The organism is Brevundimonas sp. DS20, assembly GCF_001310255.1.
Lineage (GTDB): Bacteria > Pseudomonadota > Alphaproteobacteria > Caulobacterales > Caulobacteraceae > Brevundimonas > Brevundimonas aurantiaca.
This window is the reverse complement of the sequence record NZ_CP012897.1, coordinates 236,288-260,347: the sequence shown is the minus strand read 5'-3', so window position 1 is coordinate 260,347 and position 24,060 is coordinate 236,288. Positions and strand designations below refer to the sequence as shown.

Genomic DNA, 24,060 nt, shown 5'->3' with positions numbered 1-24,060 from the left:
CAAAGCTTGGTCGCCAAGAACCCTACGTTTACGTCAACGTCAAGTAACAAGGCGCGTGAGGCGGTCGAGGCGCGGCGCCCCAGCCGTCAGTCGCCGGGGATTCGGCTGGCGACGCCGCTGATCCGGCAGGCGTAGTCGGTCTCTGGACGGCCGGTCTGCAGACCCGTGGTGACCAATATCCCCTGCCGCGCCGTACAGCGCGCCTCCAGGGCGTCCAGCTCGGTCTGGTAGCGGTTTTCGACGCCGGTCGAGGTGCAGGCGGCGATAAACGGCAGGGCGACCAGGGTCGCCGCCCATATGCAGGATGTAGCGTGGCGCATGGTATTCTCCTATGGGCGAGGCCCGCAGGGGCGGGGCCCGCGCTTCGCTAAAGACTACTCGGCCGCAGCCAGTCGGACCAATTTTCCGTCGCTCTCGTCGGTGATCGCCCAGACGGCGCCGTCTGGGCCGATCGCCACGTCGCGCACACGCTCGCCCAGGTCGGTCAGCAGCCGCTCTTCCCCGACGACGCGATCATTTTCGATCACCAGCCGGGCGATATGCTTCTCCTTCAGCGCGGTGACCAGCAGATCGCCGTCCCAGGCCGGGAACATGGCGCCCTGGTAGAAGACCGCCCCACCCGGCGCGATGACCGGATCCCAATAATAGACGGGCTGTTCCGTGCCGGCCTTCTGGGTCGCGCCGCTGTTGATCGCGCCGCCCGCATATTCGACGCCGTAAGCCGCGTCGGGCCAGCCGTAGTTCAGGCCCGCCCTGTCCAGATTGACCTCGTCGCCGCCGCGCGTCCCGTGCTCGATGGTCCAGATCGCGCCCGTGCCGGGCTGGACGGCGATCCCCTGGACGTTGCGGTGGCCCAGGCTCCAGATCTCGGGCAGGGCGCCGGCGCGGCCGACGAAGGGATTGTCCTGGGGAACCGTGCCGTCGGCGTTGATGCGGATGGTCTTGCCCATGTGCGAGCCCAGGTCCTGGGCCTGGGGCCGCATCGGCCGGTCGGAGCGTTCACCCAGGGTGATGAACAGCTTGCCGTCCGGCGCAAAGGCCAGGGACGAGCCGAAATGTTTGTCGCCGTCATAGGCGGGCAGGGCGCGGAAGACGACCTGGACATTGTCCACCCGCGCGCCGTCGTCGGACAGCCGCCCCCGTGCGACCGAGGTGGCGTTGTCGCCCTCACGAGGCTCCGCATAGCTCCAGTAGATCAGCCGGTCCTGGGCGAAGCCGGGGCTGACGGCGACGTCCAGCAGGCCGCCTTGGCCGCGCGCATCGACAGCCGGCAGACCCTGGACCGGTTCGCTGATCTGGCCGTCGGCCGTGATGATCCTCAGCCGGCCGGGCTTTTCCGTCACCAGCCAGCGCCCGTCGGGCATCAGGGCCAGGCCCCAGGGATGCGACAGGCCCGAGGCGACCACGCTGTGGCGCATCGCCTGTTCGGTCTTCACCCCCGGCGCCCGGGTCTGGCCGGGGAAGGCGGGCTGCTGGTCGGGATTGTTGGCGGGCCGGGTCTCCAGCGGGGCGCCCGACTGGCCGGATGCGGAGGCGGTCTCTCCGTTCGCGCCGCAGGCGGCGGCGAGGACGAGCAGGGCGGTCGAGGCGGCGAGGGCGATGGGGCGCATAGGCGGCTCCGGGCGGGTTGGGGGCGTCGGTAACGAAGAAACCCCAGCGTTATCTGTCCGCTCCTGCCCCGTCTTGCGCCCTATCGCCGCACGATCTGCATCGACACGACTTGAACCGCGCGCGCGACGGCGATATAGGCACGCCTCTTTCGCGCTGGCCCAGGCCTCGCGAAGGCCCGGATGCGGGATACGACTGGGTAGCTCAGATGGTTAGAGCGGTGGATTCATAACCCACAGGTCGGCGGTTCGATCCCGCCTCCAGTCACCACCTTCCCCTTCTTCTCCGACATCGAAGGTTCGGCCACAGGCGCAACCGGTACGCCCCTGCGGCGTTCACCGGCGGACAACCTTGACCGGAGAATTCGTATGACCATCCGCAAGTCGATGCTGCTGACCGTCGCCGCCGCCTTCGCCCTGGGGGCCGCCGCCTGCACCCAGGCGGAGCAGGAAAAGACCGAGGCCCATGCCGAGGCGGCCGCCGACAACACCGCCGAGGCGGCGTCCCAGGCCGGAGAAGTGATCGAATCCGGCGCCATGAAGGCGGCTCAGGCGGTCGAGAGCGGGGCCGGCAAGGTCGCCGACAAGCTGGAGGAAAACCAGGCCGAGGCCGCCGCCGAAGGTCGGCCGGGCGCCGTGGACCCCGCGACCGACCGGCGCGTGCCTGACGAAAACTGAGGCTCCGCCCGGATCAGGCGGCGGGCGCGCCTTCCGCCAGCAGGGCGTCGATCAGGGCGTGGGCCTCGGGACTGTTCCAGTCGGCCTCGCCCGCAAAGATCGCGCGGATGCGGCCTTCGCGATCCAGGAAGACGGTCTGGGGCATCTTGCCCTTGCCCGGAAACTCGAACGGCAGCTGGAAGCGGATGTCGCTGTACAGCGGCAGAGGCTCGTGCACGTCGATGAAGCTCCTGGCGTCGGCCAGGGCGTCGGCGGTGGCGTCGACATTGATCGGCAGGACGATCAGATCCTCATTGGTCTGATAAGACCGGGCCAGGGCCGCCAGGGTCGGCATTTCGGTGCGGCAGGGGGCGCACCACATGGCCCACAGATTGACCACCACCACCTTGCCCTTGAAGGCGGAGAACCGCACGGCCGTGCCGTTGCGGTCGCGGAACATATATTCGGGCGCGGGCTTCAGTTCGGACGGCGTTTCGAGCGCCGCCAGCGGCCCGACGGCGAACCGGGCCAGATCGCTTTTTGCGACGGGCGTCGTCTGGGGTTGCGCCTTCTGCCTATGATTGGCGTATAGCGACATCGCCAAGCCGCCGGCGCCGGCGAGCGTGCTGATCAGCACCAGAGCGCCGACAACCGCCCAGATCGCCTTTCTCGAGCCACTCATGACCGACGCCGCCTCCGATACCGCCCAAGCCGATGCTTCTAAGGCCCCGGCGAAGCCCGCAGGTCAAGACATGTGGGGCGGCCGCTTTTCGTCGCGGCCCGCCGAGATCATGCAGGCGATCAACGTCTCCATCGGCGTGGACCAGCGTCTGTGGCGTCAGGATTTAGCCGGTTCGCGCGCCCATTGCCGCATGCTGGCCCAGCAGGGCGTGATCCAGACGGCGGACGCCGAGGCCATTCTGGGCGGGCTGGACGCCGTCGAGACCGAGATCCTGAACGGGACCTTCCCCTTCCGCGACCAGTTCGAGGACATCCACATGAATGTGGAGGCCCGACTGTCCGAGCTGATCGGCGAGCCGTCGGGCCGCCTTCACACCGCCCGCAGCCGCAACGATCAGGTCGCCCTGGACTTCCGCCTGTGGGTCCGCGACGCCTGCGACCGCTCCATCGCCCAGCTGAAGGCCTTGCAGGCCGCGCTTCTGGACCGGGCCGAACAGCATGCGGCCGACCTGATGCCCGGCTTCACCCATCTGCAGACCGCCCAGCCGGTGACCCTGGGCCACCATCTGATGGCCTATGTCGAAATGTTCGGCCGTGACGCCGGCCGCTTCGCCGACGCCCGGACGCGGATGAACGAAAGCCCCCTGGGCGCCGCGGCGCTCGCCGGTTCGCCCTTCCCGATCGACCGCCATATGACGGCGGCGGAACTCGGCTTCGACCGGCCGATGGCCAATTCGCTGGACGCCGTCTCGGACCGCGACTTCGCCCTGGAAAGCCTGGCCGCCGCCTCGATCACGGCGGGCCACCTGTCGCGCCTGGCGGAAGAGATCGTGGTCTGGATGACGCCGATGTTCGGCTTCGCCACCCTGCCCGACGACCTGACCACCGGTTCGTCGATCATGCCGCAGAAGCGCAATCCCGACGCCGCCGAACTGGTGCGCGCCAAGACCGGTCGGATCATGGGGTCGCTGGTCGCCCTGTCCACCGTAATGAAGGGCCTGCCGCTGGCCTATTCCAAGGACATGCAGGAGGACAAGCCGCCGGTGTTCGAGGCGTTCGACGCCCTGGACCTGGCCCTGGTCGCCATGACGGCCATGGTCTCGGCCTTGCGGCCCAATACCGAACGGATGGCGGCCGCAGCCGGCGCCGGCTTTTCGACCGCGACGGACCTCGCCGACTGGCTGGTGCGCGAACTGAACCTGCCCTTCCGCAAGGCGCACCACGTCACGGGCGCGGCGGTGAAACAGGCCGAGGCCCTGGGCGTGGACCTGTCGCAACTGCCGCTGGAAGAAATGCAGAAACTCGAGCCGGGGATCACGGAAGCGGTTTACAAGGTGCTGACCGCCGAGGCTTCGTGCCGGAGCCGTCAGAGCTATGGCGGCACCGCGCCGGAACAGGTCCGCGCGCGCATCGCCGACTGGAGAGCCCGCCTATGAACGTCTTTGGGAAAAAGACCCTGATCCTCGCGGGCCTGCTCGCCCTGTCGGTCGCCGGCTGCGGTCGTATGGCCGATCTGGAATCGCCCAGGCGCGAGACCGAGCGGGCCCCCCGCAGCAGCCGCGCCCCCAGCCTGCCCGAGCCGGCGACGATCAACCGGCCGTCCAGCAGCGTGCCGATCGACGGCGGCCCCTCCAATCCCTTCGGCGCCAATCCCGCCGCCAACGACCCCCGCTAGGCCGCCTTGCACCATTTCGATCTCAAGAACGGCGCCCTGCACGCCGAAGGCGCGCCGCTGGACCTGATCGCCGACGAGGTGGGCACGCCCGTCTATGTCTATTCGACCGCGACGCTGAAGCGGCACTACGGCCTGCTGCGCGCCGCCGCCGACGCGCACCGCGACGCCCTGGGCGAGGCCCTGATCGCCTTTGCGGTCAAGGCCAACTCCAACCTTTCGGTCCTGGCGACCCTGGCCCGGCTGGGGTCGGGCGCCGATACGGTTTCAGAAGGGGAGATCCGGCGGGCCTTGGCTGCGGGGGTGCCGGCCGACAAGATCATCTTCTCCGGCGTCGGCAAGACCGACATGGAGATCGCCTTCGCCATCAGCGTCGGGGTGCGCCAGATCAATATCGAGTCCGGGGCCGAGCTGGACCGGCTGATCGCGGTCGCCGCCTTGATGCAGGCCGCCCCGGCCGTCGCCGTGCGGGTCAATCCGAATGTCGGGGCCGGCGGCCACGCCAAGATCACGACGGGCGGCAAGGGCGACAAGTTCGGCGTTCCGGTCGAGGAGGCGATGGCGCTCTACGCCCGCGCCTCGGCCTCGCCCCACGCCACGCCCGTGGGCCTGGCCTGTCATATCGGCAGCCAGATCACCGACCTGGCGCCGCTGGAGGCGGCCTTCACGATCCTGGCCGACATGACCCGCGAGCTGAGACGCCAGGGCCACGCCGTGACCCGGCTCGACCTGGGCGGCGGCCTGGGCGTGCCCTACGCCGGGGGAACGGAACCGCCGTCTCCGGCCGACTATGTCGCCATGGCGGCCCGCGTCCTGGCGGGGCTGGAGGTCGAGGCGGCCTTCGAGCCCGGCCGTCTTCTGGCCGCCAACGCCGGGGTGCTGCTGAGCCAGGTGATCCAGGTCAATGAACGCTCGGACGGCCGCCGCTTCCTGGTGCTGGACGCGGCGATGAACGATCTGATGCGTCCGGCCCTGTATGACGCCTATCACGACATCCGCCCGGTCAATCCCCGGCCCGGCGCGGCCCGACCCTATGATGTGGTCGGCCCCGTGTGCGAGACCGGCGACACCTTCGCCCGCGAGCGGCTCCTGCCGCCGCTGGAGCCCGAGGATCTGGTGGTCTTCACCGGCGCCGGCGCCTATGGGGCCGTCATGGCCAGCGAGTACAACAGCCGACCCCTGGTCCCCGAGGTTCTGGTGGACGGCGAGCAGTGGGCGGTGATCCGCCCCCGCCCCACCTATGAGGAGATGCTGGACCGCGAGCCTTTCGCAGACTGGCTGTAAGGGCGATTTGGTCTCGACTGTTATAAAGTAACAAGCTATAGGGCCGGTCATGTCCCCGCCCTCCGACCCGCCTGTCCTGCTGTCTCTCCTGGGAGGCGGCTTCGTCGCGGCCTTCCTGCATGCGGCCCTTCCGACCCACTGGCTGCCCTTCACCCTGGTGGGGCGGGCGCAGGGCTGGCGCGCGTCGCGGGTGCTGGCGGTGGTGGCCGTCGCCGGCCTGGCCCATATCGCCACCACCGCCCTGGTCGGCGGGCTGATCGTGGCGGCGGGCCTGGCGCTCGAGCGCTGGGTGGAGGGTCTGCTGCCGCATCTTGCCGCCGTCCTGCTGTTCCTGTTCGGCGCCTTCTATCTGGCGCGGGCCACGCTGAAACGCCCGGCCGTGGCGGGCGGCCCCGCGTTGGAGATCGCCGCCCCCGCCGTGTCGGACAAGGCGGCCTTCCTGGGGCTGGTGGCGATGATGGCCGTGTCCCCGGGCGAGGTTCTGCTGCCCATCTATCTGTCTTCGGCCTCGGAGGGGATGACGGCCCTGGCCCTGCTGACCCTGATCTTCGCCCTGGGCACCATCGCCGGCATGGCCGTCTTCACGGCCCTGGCCAGTGCGGGCGCCTCGATCCTGCGGCTGGAGCGATGGGCGCGCTATGAAGGCGCGGTGCTGGGCCTGGCCCTGATCGGCCTGGGGCTGCTGGTCGCGCTGCACCAGCATTGAGGAGATATTACATGATAACATTCAAAGCGTTATCATGTAGCAGCTTCGCTGTTTGCGGAATTGGCGTATAGGCGAGAGCCATGACAGCCCAGCCCGAAAGCCCCTCCGCCCACCACGACCATGATCACGACCATGATCATGCGCACGACGGCCATCACCACGCGCACGGGGTACGTCATCATCACCATCACGGCCACGGGCACGCCCATGGCCCCGTGGACACAGGAGACTGGCGCTACGCCGTCGGCCTGGCGGTCAATCTGGCCTTTGTGGTCTGCGAATTCGCGGCCGGGCTGATCGCGGATTCCACGGCGCTTCTGGCCGACGCCGGCCATAATCTGTCGGATGTCCTGGGCCTGGCCATGGCCGGCGGGGCGGCCTGGCTGGCGCGGCGCGGGGCGCACGGGGCGGCGGGCGGACGGAGCACCTACGGTTTCGGCAAGGCGACGGTCCTGGCGGCCCTGGCCAACGCCGTGCTGCTGATCTTCGCCTGCGGCGCCATCGCCTTCGAGGCCGTGCGGCGGTTTGCGGAACCGGCGCCGGTCGGCTCGGGCGTCATCATGACGGTGGCCGCCGTCGGCTTCATCATCAATCTGGGCACGGCCCTGCTGTTCATGAAGTCCCAGCACGATCTGAACGCGCGCGGCGCCTATCTGCACATGATGGCCGACGCGGGGGTATCCTTGGGCGTCGTCCTGGCGGGGGGCATGATTCTGCTGACCGGCTGGTCCGTGGTCGATCCGATCGTCAGCCTGGTCATCGTCGCCGTCATCCTGTGGTCGACCTGGGGCCTGCTGAAGGATTCGGTCCATCTGGCGATGGACGGGGCGCCGGACGACGTCGACATGACGGCGCTGGAACAGGGACTGTGCGCCCTGCCGGGCGTGCGCGCGGTGCACGACCTGCACGTCTGGGCCCTGTCCACGACCGAGACCGCCCTGACGGCCCACCTGGTCCACGACCGGACGGACGGCGACATGCTTCTGCGAGAGGCTCAGGCGGTGGCGCGACGCCATGCGATCCGCCACACCACGCTCCAGCTGGAGAGCGAGCCCTTGCCGGATTGTCCGGGGTGTTGAGCCGCTAAGCTTAAGCCTGATCGAAGGTCAGCGGGGCGCCCCAGAAGCGGGCGATCAGGTCCGACTGAGGCCCGGCCTGGCCGGTGGTCAGGAAGTCGCGGCGGCCGCCGTCGCCCAGGGCGTATTCGGGATGGCGGGCGAAATAGCGATCCAGGGCGTCGGCCACCGCCGTCGGCTGTTCGATCAGGGCCGTCCCAGGCGGCAGGGCGGCGGCGAACAGTTCGGCGATGATCTCATAGTGGGTGCAGCCCAATATGGCCTTGTCCGGGTGGCGGCCGATGCGGCGGCGCAGCGCGTCCACGTGATCATTGACCACGACCGTCAGTTCTTCGACCGGGGCGCCCAGTTCGATCAGGCCGGCCAGGCCGGGGCAGGGTTCGCAGAAGACGGCGATGTCCTCGCGCCGTTTGTCGATCTCGATCTCGAACACGCGGCTGATGGCGGTGGCGGCGGTGCAGAAGACGCCGGTGATGTCCACCGCCTGGATCTTTTCGCCCTCCTGGGGGCGTTCGGCCTCGAAACTCCAGGGCAGGCCCGTCGCGGCCTCGATGGTGGGCACGATGATGCCCAGCACGTTCACAGGTCGGCCCAGCCGTTCGCGCAGGCCGGGGATCCAGGTCTGTTGCAGGCGACGCAGGGCGATGGCGCTGGCGGTGTTGCAGGCCAGGACCACGACCGAGGCGCCGGCCTCGAACAGCCGCTCGCACCCGGCCTTGGTCAGATCGACGATCTCCTCGCCGCCGCGCCCGCCGTAGGGGGCGTGGGCCTGGTCCGCCAGATAGACGAAGTCGCGCTGCGGGAACCGCCGCGTCAGTTCACGATGGACGGTCAGGCCGCCCACGCCGGAGTCGAAAACGCCAATAGCCATAGGCGCGCTTTAGAACAGTGCGACGACGTATCCAACCCGATCGGCGAGAAGATTGCGTCTCTGTCAGGTGACGCGCGATCCATGTGCGCCTAAGTGTACGGTCGAAATGGTTTTCCTACGGAGCATTCGATGCACAGACGCCAGCTTCTCATCGCGGGCGGCAGCCTGATGGCCCTTTCGGCCTGCGGAACGACGGGTGGCGCCGGCGGGGGCGGGGTCTCGCCGGTCTCGGTCGCGGAAGAGGCGCGCATCGCCCGCGCCGTCCTGCCGAGCGCGACGCCGAAGGCCGAACTGCTCCAGCCCTGGACCGGCCCCTATGACGGCGTGCCGCCGTTCGACAAGGTGACGCCGGCCAAGCTGCGCGAAGCCATGCTGGAGGGAATCGAGCTGCAGCGGGCCGACATCGCGGCCATTGCGAATAATCCCGAACCGCCCACCTTCGCCAACACCCTGGCGGCGATGGAGCTGGCCGGCGAGCCGCTGGACCGGGCGTCGAACATCTATGGCGTCATGACCTCCAACATCGGCGGCGAGGCCTATGACGCCGTCGACACCGAACTGTCGCCCATCCTGTCGGCCGCCTCGGACGAGATCACCTTCAACGAAAAACTGTTCCAGCGCATCAAGACCGTCGCCGACAACGCCGACGCCATGGGCCTCAGCCCCCAGCAGAAGCGTCTGGCCGAACGTCGCCGCGACGCCTTCATCCGCTCGGGCGCCAATCTGGACGCGGCCGGCAAGGCCGAGCTGGGCCGGATCAACACCGCCCTGTCCAACGCCTTCACCCGCTTCGGCCAGAAGGTGGTGGCCGATGAGAACAGCTGGACCCTGATCCCGAATGAAGCCGGCGTCGCCGGCCTGCCCGCCTCGAACAAGGCCGCCGCCGCCGCGGCCGCGCGCAGCCGCAATCTGCAGGGCTGGGCCATTCTGAACACCCGTTCGGCGGTCGATCCCTTCCTGACCTTCGCCGACGACCGGGCCCTGCGCGAGCAGGTCTGGAAGAAGTTCGTCAACCGCGGCGACAACGGCGACGCCAACGACACCAACGCCACCATCGCCGAGATCGTGAAACTGCGCGACCAGCGGGCCAAGCTCTTGGGCTATCGCAACCATGCCGAACTGCGGATGCAGGACACCATGGCCAAGACCCCGGCCAATGCGCAAAGCCTGATGGACCGCGTCTGGGCCCCGGCCAAGGCCCGCGTCGCCGAAGAGGTCGCCGACATGAAGGCGATCGCCGGTTTCGACATCGAGCCCTGGGACTACCTCTACTTCGCCGAGAAGGTGCGTAAGGCCAAGTACGACCTGGATCAGAACCAGCTGAAGCCCTATTTCGAACTGAACGCGGTCCGCGCCGGCTCCTTCGCCATGGCCGAGCGTCTGTACGGCTTCAAGTTCACCAAACTGCCCAAGGGTTCGGTGCCGACCTTCGAACCGGACGTCGAGGTCTATGAGCTGCACGACAAGGCCACCGGCAAGCTGATCGGCCTGTATTACACTGACGACTACGCCCGTCCGGGCAAGCGTTCGGGCGCCTGGATGACCACCTACCGGTCCTTCTCGACCCTGGACGGCTCCAAGGTGATCCTGGGCTCCAACAACAACAACTTCACCAAGCCCGAGCCGGGCGAGCCGGTGCTGATCTCGCTGGATGACGCCGAGACCCTGTTCCACGAGTTCGGCCACACCCTGCACTATTTCTCGTCGAACGTGACCTATCCGTCGTTCGGCAATACGCCGCGCGACTTCGTCGAATATCCGTCGCAGGTGCACGAGCACTGGGTGCTGAGCCGGCCGATCCTGGACGGCTATCTGAAACACTATCAGACCGGCGAAGCCATGCCCCAGGCCCTGGTGGACAAGATCCAGGCCTCGTCCACCTTCAACCAGGGCTATGCGACCGTCAGCTACCTGTCTTCGGCCATCGTCGACATGGATCTGCACACCCAGGCGACGCCTCCGACCGATATCGACGCCTTCGAAAAGGCCAGCCTGACGCGGATCGGCATGCCCAAGGAGATCGTGATGCGGCACCGCCTGCCGCAGTTCAATCACCTGTTCACGTCGGACGCCTATTCGGCCGGCTATTACAGCTATCTGTGGTCCGAGACGATGGACGCCGACACCTGGGCCTATTTCGAGGAGTCGGGCGACGTCTTCAATCCGGACATCGCCGGTCGCTTCAAGTCGATCATGCTGGCGCCGGGCAACACCACCGACCGGGCCGAGGCCTACCGCGCCTTCCGCGGCCGCGACCCCGACGTGGCGGCTCTGCTGAAGGTCCGGGGCTTCCCGGTCTCCTGATCTGGGGCCTGTTGAAGCCCGAACGGGCTGAATGACGTTTGCGGCCGGCGGAGCGATCCGCCGGCCGTTTCGTTTGCGCGCGGTCTGGCCTAAGTCGGGAGGACTGCCGAAGAAAGAAGAAGCGCCCATGCCCGTCGTCGCCTCCTACGTCTATCGCGACGGTCAGAGGGAGCGCGCCGCGCCTCTGACCCGCGAAGGACTGACCCTGCAGCCCGGCGAGTTCGTCTGGATCGGCCTGCACGACCCGACCGACGCCGAGTTCGAGGTTCTGGTCCGGCGCTTCAACCTGCACCCCCTGGCGGTCGAGGACGCCCTGTCGGCCCATCAGATGCCCAAGGTCGAGGTCTATGGGCGCGAACTGTTCGTGGTCGCTCGGACGGCGGAAAAGATCGAGGACCATATCCAGTACGGCGAAACCCACGTCTTCGTGGGGGATGACCACGTCATCAGCATCCGTCACGGCTCAAACCGCGCCCACACGGCCCTGCGGACCCAGTTGGAGGCCTCGCCGGCCCAGCTGCGGGCCGGGCCGGACTTTGTGCTGCACGGCGTGCTCGACTTCATCGTCGACGCCTATGTGCCCATCGTCGATCATTCCGAGGACGCCGTGCTGGAGATCGAGCAGAGGGCGCTAGAGGCGTTTCTGTCGCGCAACGAAATCCGCCGCCTGTTCACCCTTCGCCGCGAACTGCTGAAGTTTCGCCGCATCCTGGGGCCGATGGAGGAGGTGGCGGGCAAGCTCCAGTCGCTGGACCTGCCCTGTATCGACCCCGACGTCCGACCCTATTTCCGCGACGTCGGCGACCATGTGCGACGGGTCAACAGCCGCCTGAACGGCCTGACCGAAATCCTGTCGTCCGTCTTTGAAGTCGCCAATCTGCTGGAACAGCAGAGGCAGGGGGTCATCACCCGCAAGCTCGCCTCCTGGGCGGCGCTGCTGGCAGTGCCCACCGCCATCGCCGGCATCTACGGCATGAATTTCGAACACATGCCGGAACTGCACTGGCGCTACGGCTATCCGGCCGTCATGGCGGTGATCGCCGCAGTCTGCCTCGGCCTCTACGTCGCCTTCAAGCGGACCCGATGGCTGTGAAGCGGCGAACCGGCGAGGGACGCAGCGCCCCTCGCCGGTTCGCCGTTCAGCCTTCGTTGGACGCGGTCGCGGCGCGAACGACGGGACGGGCGTCCCGCGAGGCGCGGACATATTCGACGCGGCGGACGCGCGGCAGCTGGCGCAGAGCCTCGGCCCGCACAGCCGCGCGGCAGACGCCCCGATTGGTGATTCGGGTCGAGGTGAAGACGAGGTCGCGGCACAGACGCTCGGCCGCCTGATCGAGGCGGGCGTCGAAGGCGGCGGCGCCGGCGGTCGAGGCCAGGTCCAGATCGCCAACGGGGATACGGGCTTCCTGAGCCAGGGCGGAGGAGGCGGACAGGACGGCGACGGCGAAGAGAACGGGGGAAAGAACCTTCATCGTTTTAGCTCCTAGGGAACGATAATCGCCCAAAGCGGCGATGAAGGCGCAATACCTTTCTTCTGTAACGCCGTAATGAGACTTGCGGCGCCGATCTGTGACGGTTGAATTAAATCGGATTTAGGGTGGCGGCGGAAATCAGCCGCTGTTCCTCAGACCCGCAGCCACGCCGTTGATGGCCAGCAATATGCCTTCGCGGACGCGGGGGTCTTCGTCCCCGGCGCGACGGCGACGGATCAGCTCGATCTGGACGTGGTTCAGCGGCTCGACATAGGGCATCCGCAGGCGGATCAGACGGTCCAGTTCCGGCTGGCCGCCCAGCAGCTTGTCATGGCCGGTGATGGCCAGGATGGCGTCGTGCGTCCTCTGCCATTCGTCGCGGATCTCGCCATAGATGCGGGCGGCCAGCGAGGCGTCGCTGACCAGGGTGGCGTAGCGGCGGGCGACGGTCATGTCCGACTTGGCCATGACCATCTCCATATTCTGCACCAGGGTGCGGAAGAAGGGCCAGGCCTCGGCCATCGCCTTCAACTCGCCCATGTCGCAGCCCTGCACCGCCGAGCCGAAGCCGAACCAGCCGGGCAGCATGACCCGGCTCTGGGACCAGCTGAACACCCACGGAATGGCGCGCAGATCCTCGATCCGGGTCGAGGCGGTCCGCGACGACGGGCGCGAACCGATCTTCAGGTCGGCGATCTCGGCGATGGGGGTGGCGGCGCGGTAATAGTCGACGAAGCCGTCGGTCTCATAGACCAGCTTGCGATAGGCGGCCATCGACCGGGCCGACAGGTCCGACAGGGTGGCGCCGTGTTCGGCGGTGAAGGCCTGGTCCCGTCCCTGGCCCAGGGAGGCCAGCACGGCGCCGCAGGTCAGGGCGTCCAGATTGCGCAGGGCGATCTCCGGCTCGCCGTATTTGTTGGCGATGACTTCGCCCTGTTCGGTCGTGCGGATCCGGCCCTGGACCGTGCCCTCCGGCTGGGCCAGGACCCCAGCGAAGGCCGAGCCGCCGCCGCGTCCGACCGTGCCGCCGCGCCCGTGGAACAGCTGCAGCTTCAGACCGGCGGCCTGGGTGACCTCGACAAGGGCGCGCGAGGCCTCGTGCAGCTCCCAGCCCGAAGTCAGATAGGAGCCGTCCTTGTTGGAGTCGGAATAGCCGATCATCACCTCCTGCACCCCGCGCGCCTTGGCCACGGCCAGGGCGGAGGGTTCCTTCAGCAGCCGCTCCAGGGTGGGGCGGGAGGCGCGCAGGTCCTCGATGGTCTCGAACAGGGGCGCCGCCTGGATCGGGCAGGCGGCGGGGTCTTCGGGGCGGTAAAGCCCGACCTCCTTCAGCAGCAGATAGACCTCCAAGAGGTCCGAGGCCGCGTCGGTCTTGGAGACGATATGGGTGCGGATCGCCTGGGGGCCGAAGGCGGCCAGGGCGTCGGCGGCGGCCTGGAGGATGGCCCGCTCCTTCAGGGTCTCGGCGGCGTAGTCGGCATAGGGGCTGAACAGCAGGCGGGGCGAGGTCAGTTCGGCCGCCAGGACGGCGAGCCGCCCCTCTTCGTCCAGGGCGGAATAGTCGTCGCAGACCCCGGCCGTCTTCAGCAGGTCGGCGACGACCCGCTCATGGACGTCCGAGTTCTGGCGCAGGTCCAGGGTCGCCATGTGGAAGCCGAAGATTTCGACCGCCGTGATCAGATCGTTCAGCCGGTCGTCGGCGAACACCTCGCCGTGGTGCGAGACCAGGCTGTCGCGCAGGATTCGCAGATCGGCCTCGAAGGCGTCGGGGCCGGCATAGGCTTCGGCCGCGACGGCCGCGCGGCGCGGGGGCAGGGCGCCGCCCCGCGCCTCATAGGTGGCGGCCAGACGCGCATAGACCCCGGTCAGGGCGCGGCGATAGGGCTCGTCCGCCCGGTGCGGCGACGGGTCCTGGGCGGCGTCGGCCAGGGCCGCCAGTTCCGGCGAGACCTCGGCCAGTTCCGCCGCCAGGCTGAGCTCGGCGCCGAGGGCGTGGACCTCTTCCAGATAGAAGCCTAGGACCGCCCGCGCCTGGGTGCGGAAGGCGGCGCTCAGCACCGCGCCGTCCACGTTCGGATTGCCGTCCCGGTCGCCCCCGACCCAGGTGCCCACCCGCAGGAAGGGCTGAAGCTGGGGCGCGTCCAGCAGACGACGCCAGGCCGACAGCTGTTTCGGCGCGACCCGCAGGAAGATGCGGTCCAGGAAGGAGACGACGGTGTCGATCTCGTCCTGCACCACCAGACCCTGGGTGCGCACCAGGCGGGTGGCCCACAGGATGACGATCTGGCGGCGCAGGGGTTCGTTGATCTGGGCCGTCGAACAGGCGTCGCCGGCCTTGTCGCAGGAATCCAGCAGATCGGAGATGGCGGTGATCCGGTCGATGACGCTCTTGCGCCGCACCTCGGACGGGTGGGCGGTCAGGACCGGCGAGATCAGGGCCTCGTCCAGCAGGGCGCGCACCGCCGCCTTGTCGATCTTCTGATCGGCCAGCCGCAGCAAGGCGCCCTCGGGCGTGTCGGGACGCGCGCCGGCCTCGGCCTGGTGCTGGGCGCGTCGGCGGGTGGCCCGGTCCTCGGCGATGTTGGCGAGCAGGGAAAAGAGGGCGAAACCGTGCGCCAGACCCGCCGCCTGATCCACGCTCATGGCGGTCAGCAGCTTCTCCAGCCGCTTGGCCGGATGGGAGGCGGGGTCGCGGTGATAGGCGACGGAGGCCTGGCGCACGGCCTCGACGTGTTCGAACAGGGCCTCTCCGCCTTCGGCGCGAATGACCTCGCCCAGAAGCCCGCCCAGCAGTCGGACTTCTTCGCGCAGGGCGTCGTCGGCGGCAGGGCTCATCATCGGCGAATATCCTCGGTCGGCGTGGGGAGAAGCCCATCTGAGGGGCCGCAAACACGCCCGTCAACGCACGATCCGTGACAGCCGCCCTCAGCTCCAATCGTGGTGAACGCCCGTTAGGATTTCTTAACTGAGCGCATGGCAGCATGGGGGTGAAGGATTCCGCCCCGTGTCCATGTTCGCCAAACGCCAGTCCGCCCTCGCCGCCGCCGCCGGCGCCCCGCCGGCGCCGCGCGCCAAGCCGAGTCTGAAACCCGTCGTCGCCGTGCTGAAGAAGCCGCCGGTGGTCGCGGCCCTGGCCGGCGTCTTCCTGCTGACCTCGACCGCCCTCTTCTTGACCGTCCTGGGCGACCCGCGCGCCGGCACGCCTTCGGCCCGCATCGCCCTGGACCGGGCGCCGGCCGCGCCGGACGCCCCAGCCCCGACCGGATTCGAAGCCTTCTCCATGGGAGCCATGGGCCTTTATCAGGATTTGACGGGAAGCGGCGATCCGTCGGGCGCGGCGGGCGGCGAGGCCTTGATCACCCTGCCGGACGGCGCTTCCGTCGCGGGCGGCGCCAGCTACAGCGCCCCGGTCCAGCCGGCCTCGCCCCTGCCCAAGGCGCCGATCGCCGGCCTGTCCCAGCCCGGCCCCAGCGGCCCCCTGCCGATGATCGCGCCCGACGGCCGCGTCCCGGCCCAGGCCTACGCCCGGCCCTTCCGCTCGAACGGCAAGCCGCGCGTGGCCCTGATCGTCGGCGGCCTGGGGCTGAACGCCGTCACCACCCGCGCCGCCATCGAACGCCTGCCGGCCGAGGTGACCCTCAGCTTCGTCCCCTATGCCGACAATCTCCAGTCCTGGATCGACCAGGCCCGGGCCCAGGGCCATGAGGTCATGCTGGAAATGCCGATGGAGCCCAGCGGCTATCCCGACAACGACCCCGGCCCCTATACGCTTTTGGCCAACGGCACGCCCGACGATGTCGAGGCCAAGCTGGACTGGCTGCTGGGTCGCGCCACAGGCTATTTCGGCGTGACCAACTATCTGGGCGACCGGTTCGCGACCTCCGACACGGGCATGAACGCCTTCCTGCTGATCCTGCGCCAGCGCGGCGTCGCCTTCCTGGACGACGGTTCTTTCCAGCGCCGTCCCGGCGCCTGGGCTCGGGCCAGCGCCGACAAGGTCATCGACCAGACCCAGTCGCCCGCCGCCATCATCGGCGCCCTGAACAGTCTGGAAGCCCAGGCCAAGCTGCGCGGCTCGGCGATGGGGACCGGCTTCGCCTATCCCGTCACCGTCGAGGCCGCCGCCCGCTGGACCGCCGGCCTGGACCAGCGCGGCCTGCAGCTGGCGCCGGCGTCTGCGATGACGCTTCGGCCGGGGCGCTGATCGCGGTCGCCGGGCTTGGGGGGCTGGTGAATAGTGCTAGTGCTAGAGAGCAAGGTGTGAGCTGAGACCTGTCCAGCGCGCCATCGCTCGCGTCCTCCCTCACTAGCACTAGCACTATTCACCAAGCCCGCACTCATCGACGCTCCATGACCGACCTCACCCTCTACCGCCCCAATGTCGGGGTCGTGCTGTTCAACGGCGCAGGCCAGGTCTGGTACGGTCGCCGTCACGCCACCCCCGGCCCTTATAACTGGCAGTTTCCGCAAGGCGGCGTGGATGAGGGCGAGGATCTGCTGGCCGCCGCACTGCGCGAGTTGAAGGAAGAGACCGGCGTGACCTCGGTGGAGTTCCTCGCCCGGACCGACGACTGGATCCTGTACGACTTCCCGCCCGAGGCGATGGACAATCCCAAGGCCTGGCGCGGCTTCAAGGGGCAGCGCCAGCAGTGGTTCGCCTTCCGCTTCACCGGCCAGGACAGCGAGATCGACCTGCAGGCCGACGAGGAGGTCGAGTTCGACGCCTGGCGCTGGGGCGATCTGTCCGAGGCCTGCGACCTGATCGTGCCGTTCAAACGCCCGGCCTATGAACAGGTGGTCGCCGCCTTCGCGCACCTGGCGACATAAAAAAGGGCGGCGCGAACGCCGCCCTTCTCCAGTTCTGTGGGACCGATCAGGCCGCCTTGGGCTTCTCGGTCTTGCCCTCGATCAGGGGCTGGGCGCCGCCGATCTCGATCCGGCGGGGCTTCAGCGCCTCGGGCAGTTCGCGCTTCAGCGAGATCGACAGCAGGCCGTTGACCAGATTGGCCTCGGTCACGACCACATAGTCGGCCAGCTGGAAGCGGCGTTCGAAGTCGCGCTCGGCCAGGCCGCGGTGCAGATAGGTCTTCTGCGCGGCGGCGTCGTCATTGGCGGTCTTGCGCCCGGTCACGGTCAGGAGATTCTCCTTCACCTCGATGTTCAGCTCGTCGGGAGAAAATCCGGCGACGGCGATCTCGATGCGATAGGCGTTCTCGCCCGTGGTCTCGATATTATAGGGCGGATAGCCGCTGTCCTGGCTGGTCCGCGCGGCGGTTTCCAGCAGGTTGGCCAGGCGGTCGAAACCGACGGCCGAACGGTACAGCGGGGTGAAATCATAGGTACGCATCAGCATCCTCCTGAGGATCAGCAAGGTTGAGCCGCCCGGCGATTTGCCCGGACGGTGGGAGTTCAGACCGACGACCCGAAACCGGCCTCGTCCGTCCGGAGAGCCCGACATCGGCGCTCTCGGAAACAAAGATGGGAGGCGCAGATCGGCCGTCAAGGGGCGCCGAGGCTGCGACCGAATGTCGGTGTCTCGGGATCGTCATTTGCGCCTGTCCTCAGGTCTCTTAAGGAAGGTGACCCGCACCAGGAGCCCGTCCCCCATGCGCCTTCATCTGCTCGGCCTCGCCGCCGTCCTCGTCGCCCTTCCCGCCGCCGCCCAAACCGTCCCAGCCCAGACGGAAGGCGCCTGGACCCCGCCGCGCTCGGCCCTGTCCAGCACCCTGCCGATCCTGGAGGAAGATAAGGCGCTTCAGGCCGCCGTCGCCGCCCCGACTCGCCCGCCCGAAGACCGCGCCCGCGACGCCGCCCGCCATCCTTACGAATCCCTGACCTTCTGGGGGCTGCAGCCCGGCATGACGGTGGTGGAGATCGAGCCCGGCCGCGCCAGCTGGTGGCGCCATATCCTCGAACCCTACGCCGCGGCGACCGGCGGTCGATACGTCGCCGTCAACCGCCCGCTGGAGACGATGGAGGTCGCCCCCGGTTCTGCCGACTTCATCCTGGTGGCCCGCGCCTTCCACAACTGGTCGCGCGACGGCCGCACCGAACCCTATCTGAAGGCCTTCTACGCCGCCCTGAAGCCCGGCGGCGTATTGGCGGTCGAGCAACATCGCAGCGCCGAAGGCCTGAACGTCGCCGACGTCGCCTCCACCGGCTATGTCCCGGAAAGCTATGTGATCCATGAGGCCCAGGACGCCGGCTTCGTGCTGGAGGCGCGCAGCGAGCTGAACGCCAACCCCAAGGACGATCACGACCATCCGTTCGGCGTCTGGACCCTGCCGCCGGTGCGCCAGTCCCAGGCCCGCGACGGCTCGGGGGCGCTCACCCCGGACCAGCGCGCGGCCTTCGACGCGATCGGCGAAAGCGACCGTATGACCCTGCGTTTCCGCAAACCCGAATAGTCCCTTTTGACCCGCGTCGCGAACGTGGGTAAGCCCGTTCGACCAAGGTTAGCCGGACGCGGGGGCCGGCTTCCGAGGGGGTGTTTTGATGGTTGATCTTTCTGCGACGTCCCACGGCCTGTCCCGCCGCTTCCTGCTGACCGGCGCGACCGGTCTGGCCCTGACCGGCCTGGCCGCCTGCGGCCGCAAGAAGGAGGCCGCTCCCGAGGCGCCGCCGGCCCCGACCGGTCCGCCGGAAGGTTCGCTGGAATGGGCCGTCGCCGGCCCCTGGCGCGCCCAGGACCGGCCGCGCGACGCCTTCCGCCACCCTATGGAGACCCTGCGCTTCTTCGGCCTTCAGCCCCGTATGACGGTGGTCGAATTCTGGCCGGGCAGCGGCTGGTACACCGAAATCCTGGCTCCCTATCTGGCGCGCGGCAAGGGCGCCTATATCGCCGCCCTCTTCCCTGAAGGACCCGCCGCCGATCCGGCCCAGACCGCGCTGAACGCCGCCTTCCAGACCCGGTTCAGTGCGGACAAGAAGCTGTACGGCGAGCCCCAGTTCACCACCTTCGGCGCCGCATCCGGCCCCGTGGCGCCGGCCGGGACGGTGGACCTGTGCCTGTTCATGCGCACCCTGCACGGCTGGATGGCGGCGGGCATCGCCGAAAAGGCCTTCGCCGACGCCTTTGCGGCGCTCAAGCCCGGCGGGGTTCTGGGGGTGGTGCAGCACCGGCTGGCCCCGGAGGAGGACCAGGATCCGGTGGCCGCCAACGGCTATGTCCAGGAAGCCTTCGTCAAACAGCTGGCGGCCGAGGCCGGCTTCGTCTTCGTCGCGGCCTCCGAGATCAACGCCAATGAGAAGGACACCAAGGACCATCCGTTCGGTGTCGACACCCTGCCGCCGATGCGTCTGACCGCTCCCCAGGGCCAGCCCGCCGACCCGACCTTCGACCGATCCAAGTTTGAAGCGATCGGCGAAAGCGACCGTATGACCTTGAAGTTCAGGAAGCCCGAGTGAACCGCGCCCAAGCCTTCGCCGCCAACGCACCTCTTATGGGGGTTCCCGGCGCGTCCTCGCCGCCCGGCGGCAAGGGCGAATGGTATCGGGGCGCCGGCGGCATGCGGTTGCGCGCGGCCATTTGGAAGCCGTCGCACCTGACTGCGGAACAGCCGCGCGGCACCGTGGTGCTCAGCCCCGGCCGCACCGAGCCGATCGAGAAATATTTCGAGGTTATCGGCAACTTCCTGGCCCGCGGCTGGTGCGTCCTGACCCATGACTGGCGCGGCCAGGGCCTGTCGGCCCGGCTGCTGCCCGACCGGCTGAAGGGTCATGCCCGGGCGGTGGAGGAGTTTCTGGACGACTACGGCCGGCTGCTGGACGCCTTCGAGGACCAGTGCCCCAAGCCCTGGATCATGGTCGGCCATTCGATGGGCGCCTGTCTGAACCTGCTGACGCTTGAGGCGGGCGAGACCCGCTTCTCGGGCGCCGTCCTGTCCAGCCCCATGCTGCGGATCAAGACCGGCAAACGGTCGATGTGGTCGGTCAAGCTGGCGGTGCGCTGGAGCATCCGCCACGGCCATGCGGGCGACTATCTGCTGGGCGACCCGGACGATCCGTTCGACCACACCTTCGCCGAGGACGCCCTGACCTCGGACGAGACCCGCTATGAGATGTGGCGCCAGCAGCTCTACGCCTGCCCCCACCTGGCCATCGGCGGCCCCACCTACGGCTGGCTGGCCTTCGCCTTGGACGCCGGCGAGCGCGCGCTCAAGCCCAAGGCCCTCAAGACGGTCAAGATCCCGGTCGCCATCGTCCAGGCCGACGCCGACGACGTGGTCTGGAAACAGACCGCCCGCTGGGCCGCCAAACGCCTGGGCCGCGGCCGCTATGTCGAGGTCCCCGGCGCCAAGCACGAAGTCATCATGGAAGCCGACCCCATGCGCGCCGTCTTCCTCGACGAGTTCGACGCCATGGCGGAATATGTCTCCCCGCCGAAGGGGGCCGTGGCCGATCCGTCGGCGCGGGTCGAGGACGTGACGGAGGAGACGCCGTCGGTGGCGTGAGGGGCCTACTCCCCTGTCGTCATCCTCGGGCTTGCCCCGAGGATCGAACGATCCGCCGCTTGTGCGAAGGGGGCAAGCGCAGAGCTCGATCCGCGCCCGGTCCTCGGGTCAAGCCCGAGGATGACGGCAGGAGAGATTTGTGCCGCTGAGGTTAGGGCAAGGTCGGATTTCGGCGCCGAGGTCTATTTCGCAAATCGACCCGTAGCGGCTGTTGACGCGACTGGGTTACAACGGACGAATGGTAAACACCGAACCGCCGGCATTTTTTCTCCGAAGGATTGGATCTGATCCATCCGGTTGGGTCACCGTCCATCGTCACTGGATCACAGGCAGGCTGTGGAAGAGGCACTTTCCAAACGGTGACAGTCACGGCGGGGGAGAGGCCCGTTTCGAGCCGATTACTCGACAGGAAGCCGACCGCATCTTGAAGGTATGAGACCGACGCGAAGATGATGTTCGGCTTCCTCCGCTTGTGGCAAACCTGCGGTTCTGGGAATGATGGTTCCATGACTAAAGAGCACTATCCTGACGCGATCCCTGCCGATGAAATCGTCGATGAGATCGGGAAGCGAAGGGTCGCCCATCCAGTGTTTCGCTATGGCTACGAGTGCCTGTTCATCGCAGCGAAATCGACCAGACTTCCATGGAGTTCTCGCTTCTTCCCGCAGAGCTCAACTCCCCGGATTGGAGATCATACGTCGTCCAGCAGATTGAACGCGCAAAGGAAGACGCTCGCGTCGGCGAGACCGTCTACTTTGATGCTGACAGATTTTGTCCGGTAACCACCCTTTGCAGCCAATCCCGACGTCTGCTTTCAGGCCGCCGCCCGCTTCAACGTCACCAGCGCCTGCTCGATCAGCCGCTCATCCCCGACGGCCAAAATCTGCCCGCTCCCGTCCGGCGCCTCCCCGCGCCAGTTGACCACCCGGCCGCCGGCGGCCTCGATGACCGGGACCAGGGCCGACCAGTCCCAGGGTTTCAGGCTGGTTTCGGCGACCAGATCCATCCTGCCCGCCGCCACCATGGCGTAGGCATAGGCGTCGCAGCCCAGGCGGGCTAGGCGGGCGGCGGCGCGGACCTGGGTCCAGGCGCCCAGTTCGGCGCCGTTGAAGATGTTCGGATCGGTGGTCGAGATGACGGCCTCGGTCAGATGCTCGCACGCCCGCACGGCCAAAGGCGTCTCGGTTTCGCCGCGCAGCAGCCGGGCGCCGGACGGGCCGCCGATGAAGATTTCGTCCAGATAGGGCTGGGCGATCAAGCCCACGGTCGGCTTGCCGCCGACGCGCAGGGCGATCAGGGTGGTCCACAGCGGCAGGCCCGAGATGAAGGCCCGCGTCCCGTCTATCGGGTCCAGAATCCACACATGTTCGGCGTCCGGCCGGTCCTCGCCGTATTCCTCGCCGATGACGCCATGGTCGGGATAGCGTTCGGCGATCAGGCGGCGAATGGCCGCCTCGGCCTGTTTATCGGCCTCGGTCACGGGGTCGAAGCCCTTGGCGCCGCCCTTGTCCTCATGGCCGATATCGGAACGGAAGAAGGGCAGGGTGACGCGCGCGGCTGCGTGCGCCAGTTCCACGGCAAAGGATTCGAACTCGGTCATGCGCGGCTCTTAGAGCATGATCGATCGGGACGGAACCGAAAGGGGCCCGGCTGAGGCGTCAGATCAGGCGGCGACGTCCTTGGAGTCGTGCAGCGACTTGGCCAGGTCCAGCAGGCGGCGGCGCGGGCGCTCCTCCAGCTGATAATAGGCCTGGATCAGGTCCAGGGTCTCCTTGCGCGAGAAGACCTCCTGGGCCGTGGGCAGGCCGCCCTTATTCTCCAGGGCTTCGGCCACGCCGTCATAGAAATAGCTGACCGGCGTCTCCAGCGCCTGGGCCAGCTGCCACAGGCGGGCGGCCGAGATGCGGTTGGCGCCGCATTCGTATTTCTGAATCTGCTGGAAGCGGATGCCCACCTGCACGGCCAACTGCTGTTGCGTCAGCCCCAGCAGGCGACGGCGACGCCGCAGACGGCGGCCCAGGTGGAGATCGATGTCGGTGGCCATGGCCCCCAGGTCCTCATGTGCAACCCGTCCCGAACTGGTACGGCTCGCCCCAAATCACGCAATCCCCATGCCGGGACGGCGCCGTGAGGCGCCGGCGACCCCCGTCAGGAATCGAGACGCCGTCGCAACCCGATCCGGCGGGGCGCATTTAGTCGGCAGCTTGGCTTTTGAAGGAAGGGACCAAACTTATGGGCATTATCGCCTGGATCATCATCGGCATCGTCGCGGGCTGGCTCGCGGAACAGATCATGGGTCGTAATCACGGCCTGATCACCAATCTGATCGTTGGCGTCATCGGCGCCCTGATCGGCGGCTTCATCGCCGGCGCCCTGGGCATCAGCTGGGGCGGCTGGATCGGTTCGACCATCGTCGCCACCATCGGCGCCGTGATCCTTCTGTTCCTGTTGGGCCTGGTCAAGCGTCGCGCCTGACCCCCGACTTAAGGCAATATAAGACGAAGGGGCGGTTCGCAGGAACCGCCCCTTCTTTTTGTCCGGCTCGGATCACCGACACAGGAAAGGCGGCCGGCTGAGCCGACCGCCTTCCAGGATCAAGCCTTCAGAGGCTTGCCGCGATCAACCCTGGGGGCTGGCCGGCGGGGTCGTCGGATCGCTCGAGGTCGCGGGGTCCGTCGGTTCAGTCGGCGCCGGCTCGGCGGGCAGGGTCGGCGGCGTCGGTTCCGCCGCGTCAGGCGCAGTCGTCGGCTCAGGCGCCGTCGGAGACGTCATGGCGTCGTCAGCGGGCGGCGTCGCGGCGTCGGGGGTGGCGGAAGCCTCGCCCGCGATGGCGGCGGCGGCGTCGAACTCAGCCTTGGTGTAATCCACCTTGACGGCTTCGCCCTCCTGGCGAATGCCGTTCAGCGGCACGGCGCGAACCTGGCCATCGGCGCCGCGGACAGTCAGCTCCTGAGCGCCCGAGGCGTTGGTCTGAACGCCTTCCAGCTTGCCCAGCTCGCCGTCAGGGCCTTGCACCGAGACGCCCGGCGTCAGTTGCAGGCTCTGTTGGCTCGAAGCTGCGGCCGCGGCGTCTGGAGAGGCCGGCGGGGTCGAGGCGGCGTCTTGGGCCAGGGCCGGCGCGGCGATCAGAAAGGCGGCGGCGGCGCTGGTCAGAAAAGCGGTCTTGATGTTCATGGGACTATACCCTCGTACAAGCGGGCCCGGCGCCCGCATCGACCAAACCCGCCGTGTTACGGATTGTTTCACGCGCCTCTAAATGACCTTGGACCCGCCCCGG

24 protein-coding genes and 1 tRNA gene are annotated in these 24,060 nt (G+C 68.2%); 15 read left to right on the top strand and 10 right to left on the bottom strand.

What is annotated here, in order from left to right; translation table 11 throughout:
• Positions 1–86 precede the first annotated feature (86 nt).
• On the bottom strand, positions 87–320 hold the full coding sequence (locus tag JL11_RS01270) for a hypothetical protein (RefSeq protein ID WP_054764088.1): 234 nt from the start codon (positions 318–320) through the stop codon (positions 87–89).
• Positions 321–374: 54 nt separating this feature from the next.
• Positions 375–1,610, bottom strand: coding sequence for a PQQ-dependent sugar dehydrogenase (locus tag JL11_RS01265; protein ID WP_054764087.1), 1,236 nt, complete (start codon positions 1,608–1,610; stop codon positions 375–377).
• Between the two features lie 191 nt (positions 1,611–1,801).
• Here JL11_RS01265 and JL11_RS01260 point away from each other — a divergent pair.
• Positions 1,802–1,878 (top strand) — tRNA-Met (locus JL11_RS01260).
• A gap of 98 nt (positions 1,879–1,976) precedes the next feature.
• On the top strand, positions 1,977–2,285 hold the full coding sequence (locus JL11_RS01255) for a hypothetical protein (protein WP_054764086.1): 309 nt from the start codon (positions 1,977–1,979) through the stop codon (positions 2,283–2,285).
• Positions 2,286–2,298: 13 nt separating this feature from the next.
• Here the strand turns inward: JL11_RS01255 and JL11_RS01250 are convergent, their stop codons facing one another.
• Entirely contained in the window at positions 2,299–2,946 is a 648-nt protein-coding gene (locus JL11_RS01250) for a TlpA family protein disulfide reductase (RefSeq protein ID WP_054764085.1), read from the bottom strand.
• Between JL11_RS01250 and argH the strand changes: the two genes are divergently transcribed.
• From argH to JL11_RS01225, 5 genes are all read left to right on the top strand, one after another.
• Positions 2,945–4,381 carry an argininosuccinate lyase gene (gene argH / locus JL11_RS01245; protein ID WP_191554623.1) on the top strand — a complete coding sequence of 479 codons (1,437 nt, stop codon included), beginning with the start codon at positions 2,945–2,947 and terminating at the stop codon, positions 4,379–4,381. The two genes, JL11_RS01250 and argH, sit on opposite strands and share 2 nt — an antisense overlap.
• The gene (locus JL11_RS01240; RefSeq protein ID WP_054764083.1) at positions 4,378–4,620 is read left to right on the top strand and encodes a hypothetical protein; all 243 of its coding nucleotides are present in this window, start codon (positions 4,378–4,380) and stop codon (positions 4,618–4,620) included. The genes argH and JL11_RS01240 overlap by 4 nt, the downstream gene beginning before the upstream one ends.
• 6 nt (positions 4,621–4,626) lie before the next feature.
• Positions 4,627–5,901: a diaminopimelate decarboxylase gene (gene lysA / locus JL11_RS01235; protein WP_054764082.1), complete on the top strand. Its 1,275-nt coding sequence runs from the start codon at positions 4,627–4,629 to the stop codon at positions 5,899–5,901.
• A gap of 49 nt (positions 5,902–5,950) precedes the next feature.
• Positions 5,951–6,607, top strand: coding sequence for a hypothetical protein (locus tag JL11_RS01230; RefSeq protein WP_054764081.1), 657 nt, complete (start codon positions 5,951–5,953; stop codon positions 6,605–6,607).
• Positions 6,608–6,687: 80 nt separating this feature from the next.
• Positions 6,688–7,686, top strand: a complete 999-nt coding sequence (locus JL11_RS01225; RefSeq protein ID WP_054764080.1) for a cation diffusion facilitator family transporter — start codon at positions 6,688–6,690, stop codon at positions 7,684–7,686.
• Positions 7,687–7,696: 10 nt separating this feature from the next.
• Here JL11_RS01225 and JL11_RS01220 read toward each other — a convergent pair whose 3' ends face one another.
• Complete coding sequence (locus JL11_RS01220; protein WP_054764079.1) at positions 7,697–8,554, bottom strand: glutamate racemase; 858 nt, start codon at positions 8,552–8,554, stop codon at positions 7,697–7,699.
• A gap of 129 nt (positions 8,555–8,683) precedes the next feature.
• Here JL11_RS01220 and JL11_RS01215 point away from each other — a divergent pair, with 129 nt between their 5' ends.
• Positions 8,684–10,858 (top strand): M3 family metallopeptidase, encoded by a 2,175-nt coding sequence (locus tag JL11_RS01215; protein WP_054764078.1) that lies wholly within the window; start codon positions 8,684–8,686, stop codon positions 10,856–10,858.
• Positions 10,859–10,985: 127 nt separating this feature from the next.
• On the top strand, positions 10,986–11,951 hold the full coding sequence (locus JL11_RS01210; protein ID WP_054764077.1) for a magnesium and cobalt transport protein CorA: 966 nt from the start codon (positions 10,986–10,988) through the stop codon (positions 11,949–11,951).
• Positions 11,952–11,997: 46 nt separating this feature from the next.
• On the opposite strand, the gene JL11_RS01205 is transcribed toward JL11_RS01210, so the two are convergent.
• Both JL11_RS01205 and ppc read right to left on the bottom strand, forming a co-directional pair.
• A complete protein-coding gene (locus JL11_RS01205) occupies positions 11,998–12,330 on the bottom strand; it encodes a UrcA family protein (protein WP_054764076.1) in 333 nt (110 codons plus the stop codon).
• A 138-nt stretch (positions 12,331–12,468) separates the two neighbouring features.
• The gene (ppc, locus tag JL11_RS01200; protein WP_082382552.1) at positions 12,469–15,168 is read right to left on the bottom strand and encodes a phosphoenolpyruvate carboxylase; all 2,700 of its coding nucleotides are present in this window, start codon (positions 15,166–15,168) and stop codon (positions 12,469–12,471) included.
• 172 nt (positions 15,169–15,340) lie between these two features.
• Between ppc and JL11_RS01195 the strand changes: the two genes are divergently transcribed.
• Complete coding sequence (locus JL11_RS01195) at positions 15,341–16,534, top strand: divergent polysaccharide deacetylase family protein (RefSeq protein WP_082382551.1); 1,194 nt, start codon at positions 15,341–15,343, stop codon at positions 16,532–16,534.
• Positions 16,535–16,680: 146 nt separating this feature from the next.
• Positions 16,681–17,157, top strand: a complete 477-nt coding sequence (locus JL11_RS01190; RefSeq protein WP_054764074.1) for an RNA pyrophosphohydrolase — start codon at positions 16,681–16,683, stop codon at positions 17,155–17,157.
• A gap of 46 nt (positions 17,158–17,203) precedes the next feature.
• Here JL11_RS01190 and JL11_RS01185 read toward each other — a convergent pair whose 3' ends face one another.
• Entirely contained in the window at positions 17,204–17,677 is a 474-nt protein-coding gene (locus JL11_RS01185) for an Hsp20 family protein (protein ID WP_054766743.1), read from the bottom strand.
• A 259-nt stretch (positions 17,678–17,936) separates the two neighbouring features.
• Between JL11_RS01185 and JL11_RS01180 the strand changes: the two genes are divergently transcribed.
• From JL11_RS01180 to JL11_RS01170, 3 genes are all read left to right on the top strand, one after another.
• Entirely contained in the window at positions 17,937–18,737 is an 801-nt protein-coding gene (locus JL11_RS01180) for a class I SAM-dependent methyltransferase (RefSeq protein WP_054764073.1), read from the top strand.
• An 88-nt stretch (positions 18,738–18,825) separates the two neighbouring features.
• Positions 18,826–19,737, top strand: a complete 912-nt coding sequence (locus JL11_RS01175; RefSeq protein WP_054764072.1) for a class I SAM-dependent methyltransferase — start codon at positions 18,826–18,828, stop codon at positions 19,735–19,737.
• Positions 19,734–20,783: an alpha/beta fold hydrolase gene (locus JL11_RS01170; RefSeq protein WP_054764071.1), complete on the top strand. Its 1,050-nt coding sequence runs from the start codon at positions 19,734–19,736 to the stop codon at positions 20,781–20,783. Before JL11_RS01175 ends, JL11_RS01170 begins: the two co-directional genes overlap by 4 nt.
• 814 nt (positions 20,784–21,597) lie before the next feature.
• Here JL11_RS01170 and hisN read toward each other — a convergent pair.
• Both hisN and JL11_RS01160 read right to left on the bottom strand, forming a co-directional pair.
• A complete protein-coding gene (hisN, locus tag JL11_RS01165) occupies positions 21,598–22,383 on the bottom strand; it encodes a histidinol-phosphatase (protein ID WP_054764070.1) in 786 nt (261 codons plus the stop codon).
• Between the two features lie 63 nt (positions 22,384–22,446).
• A complete protein-coding gene (locus JL11_RS01160; RefSeq protein ID WP_054764069.1) occupies positions 22,447–22,827 on the bottom strand; it encodes a helix-turn-helix domain-containing protein in 381 nt (126 codons plus the stop codon).
• Between the two features lie 188 nt (positions 22,828–23,015).
• On the opposite strand from JL11_RS01160, the gene JL11_RS01155 reads away from it, so the two are divergent.
• A complete protein-coding gene (locus tag JL11_RS01155; protein WP_007442559.1) occupies positions 23,016–23,258 on the top strand; it encodes a GlsB/YeaQ/YmgE family stress response membrane protein in 243 nt (80 codons plus the stop codon).
• A gap of 144 nt (positions 23,259–23,402) precedes the next feature.
• Here JL11_RS01155 and JL11_RS01150 read toward each other — a convergent pair whose 3' ends face one another.
• Positions 23,403–23,957, bottom strand: coding sequence for a TonB-dependent receptor plug domain-containing protein (locus JL11_RS01150; protein WP_054764068.1), 555 nt, complete (start codon positions 23,955–23,957; stop codon positions 23,403–23,405).
• Positions 23,958–24,060 lie beyond the last annotated feature (103 nt).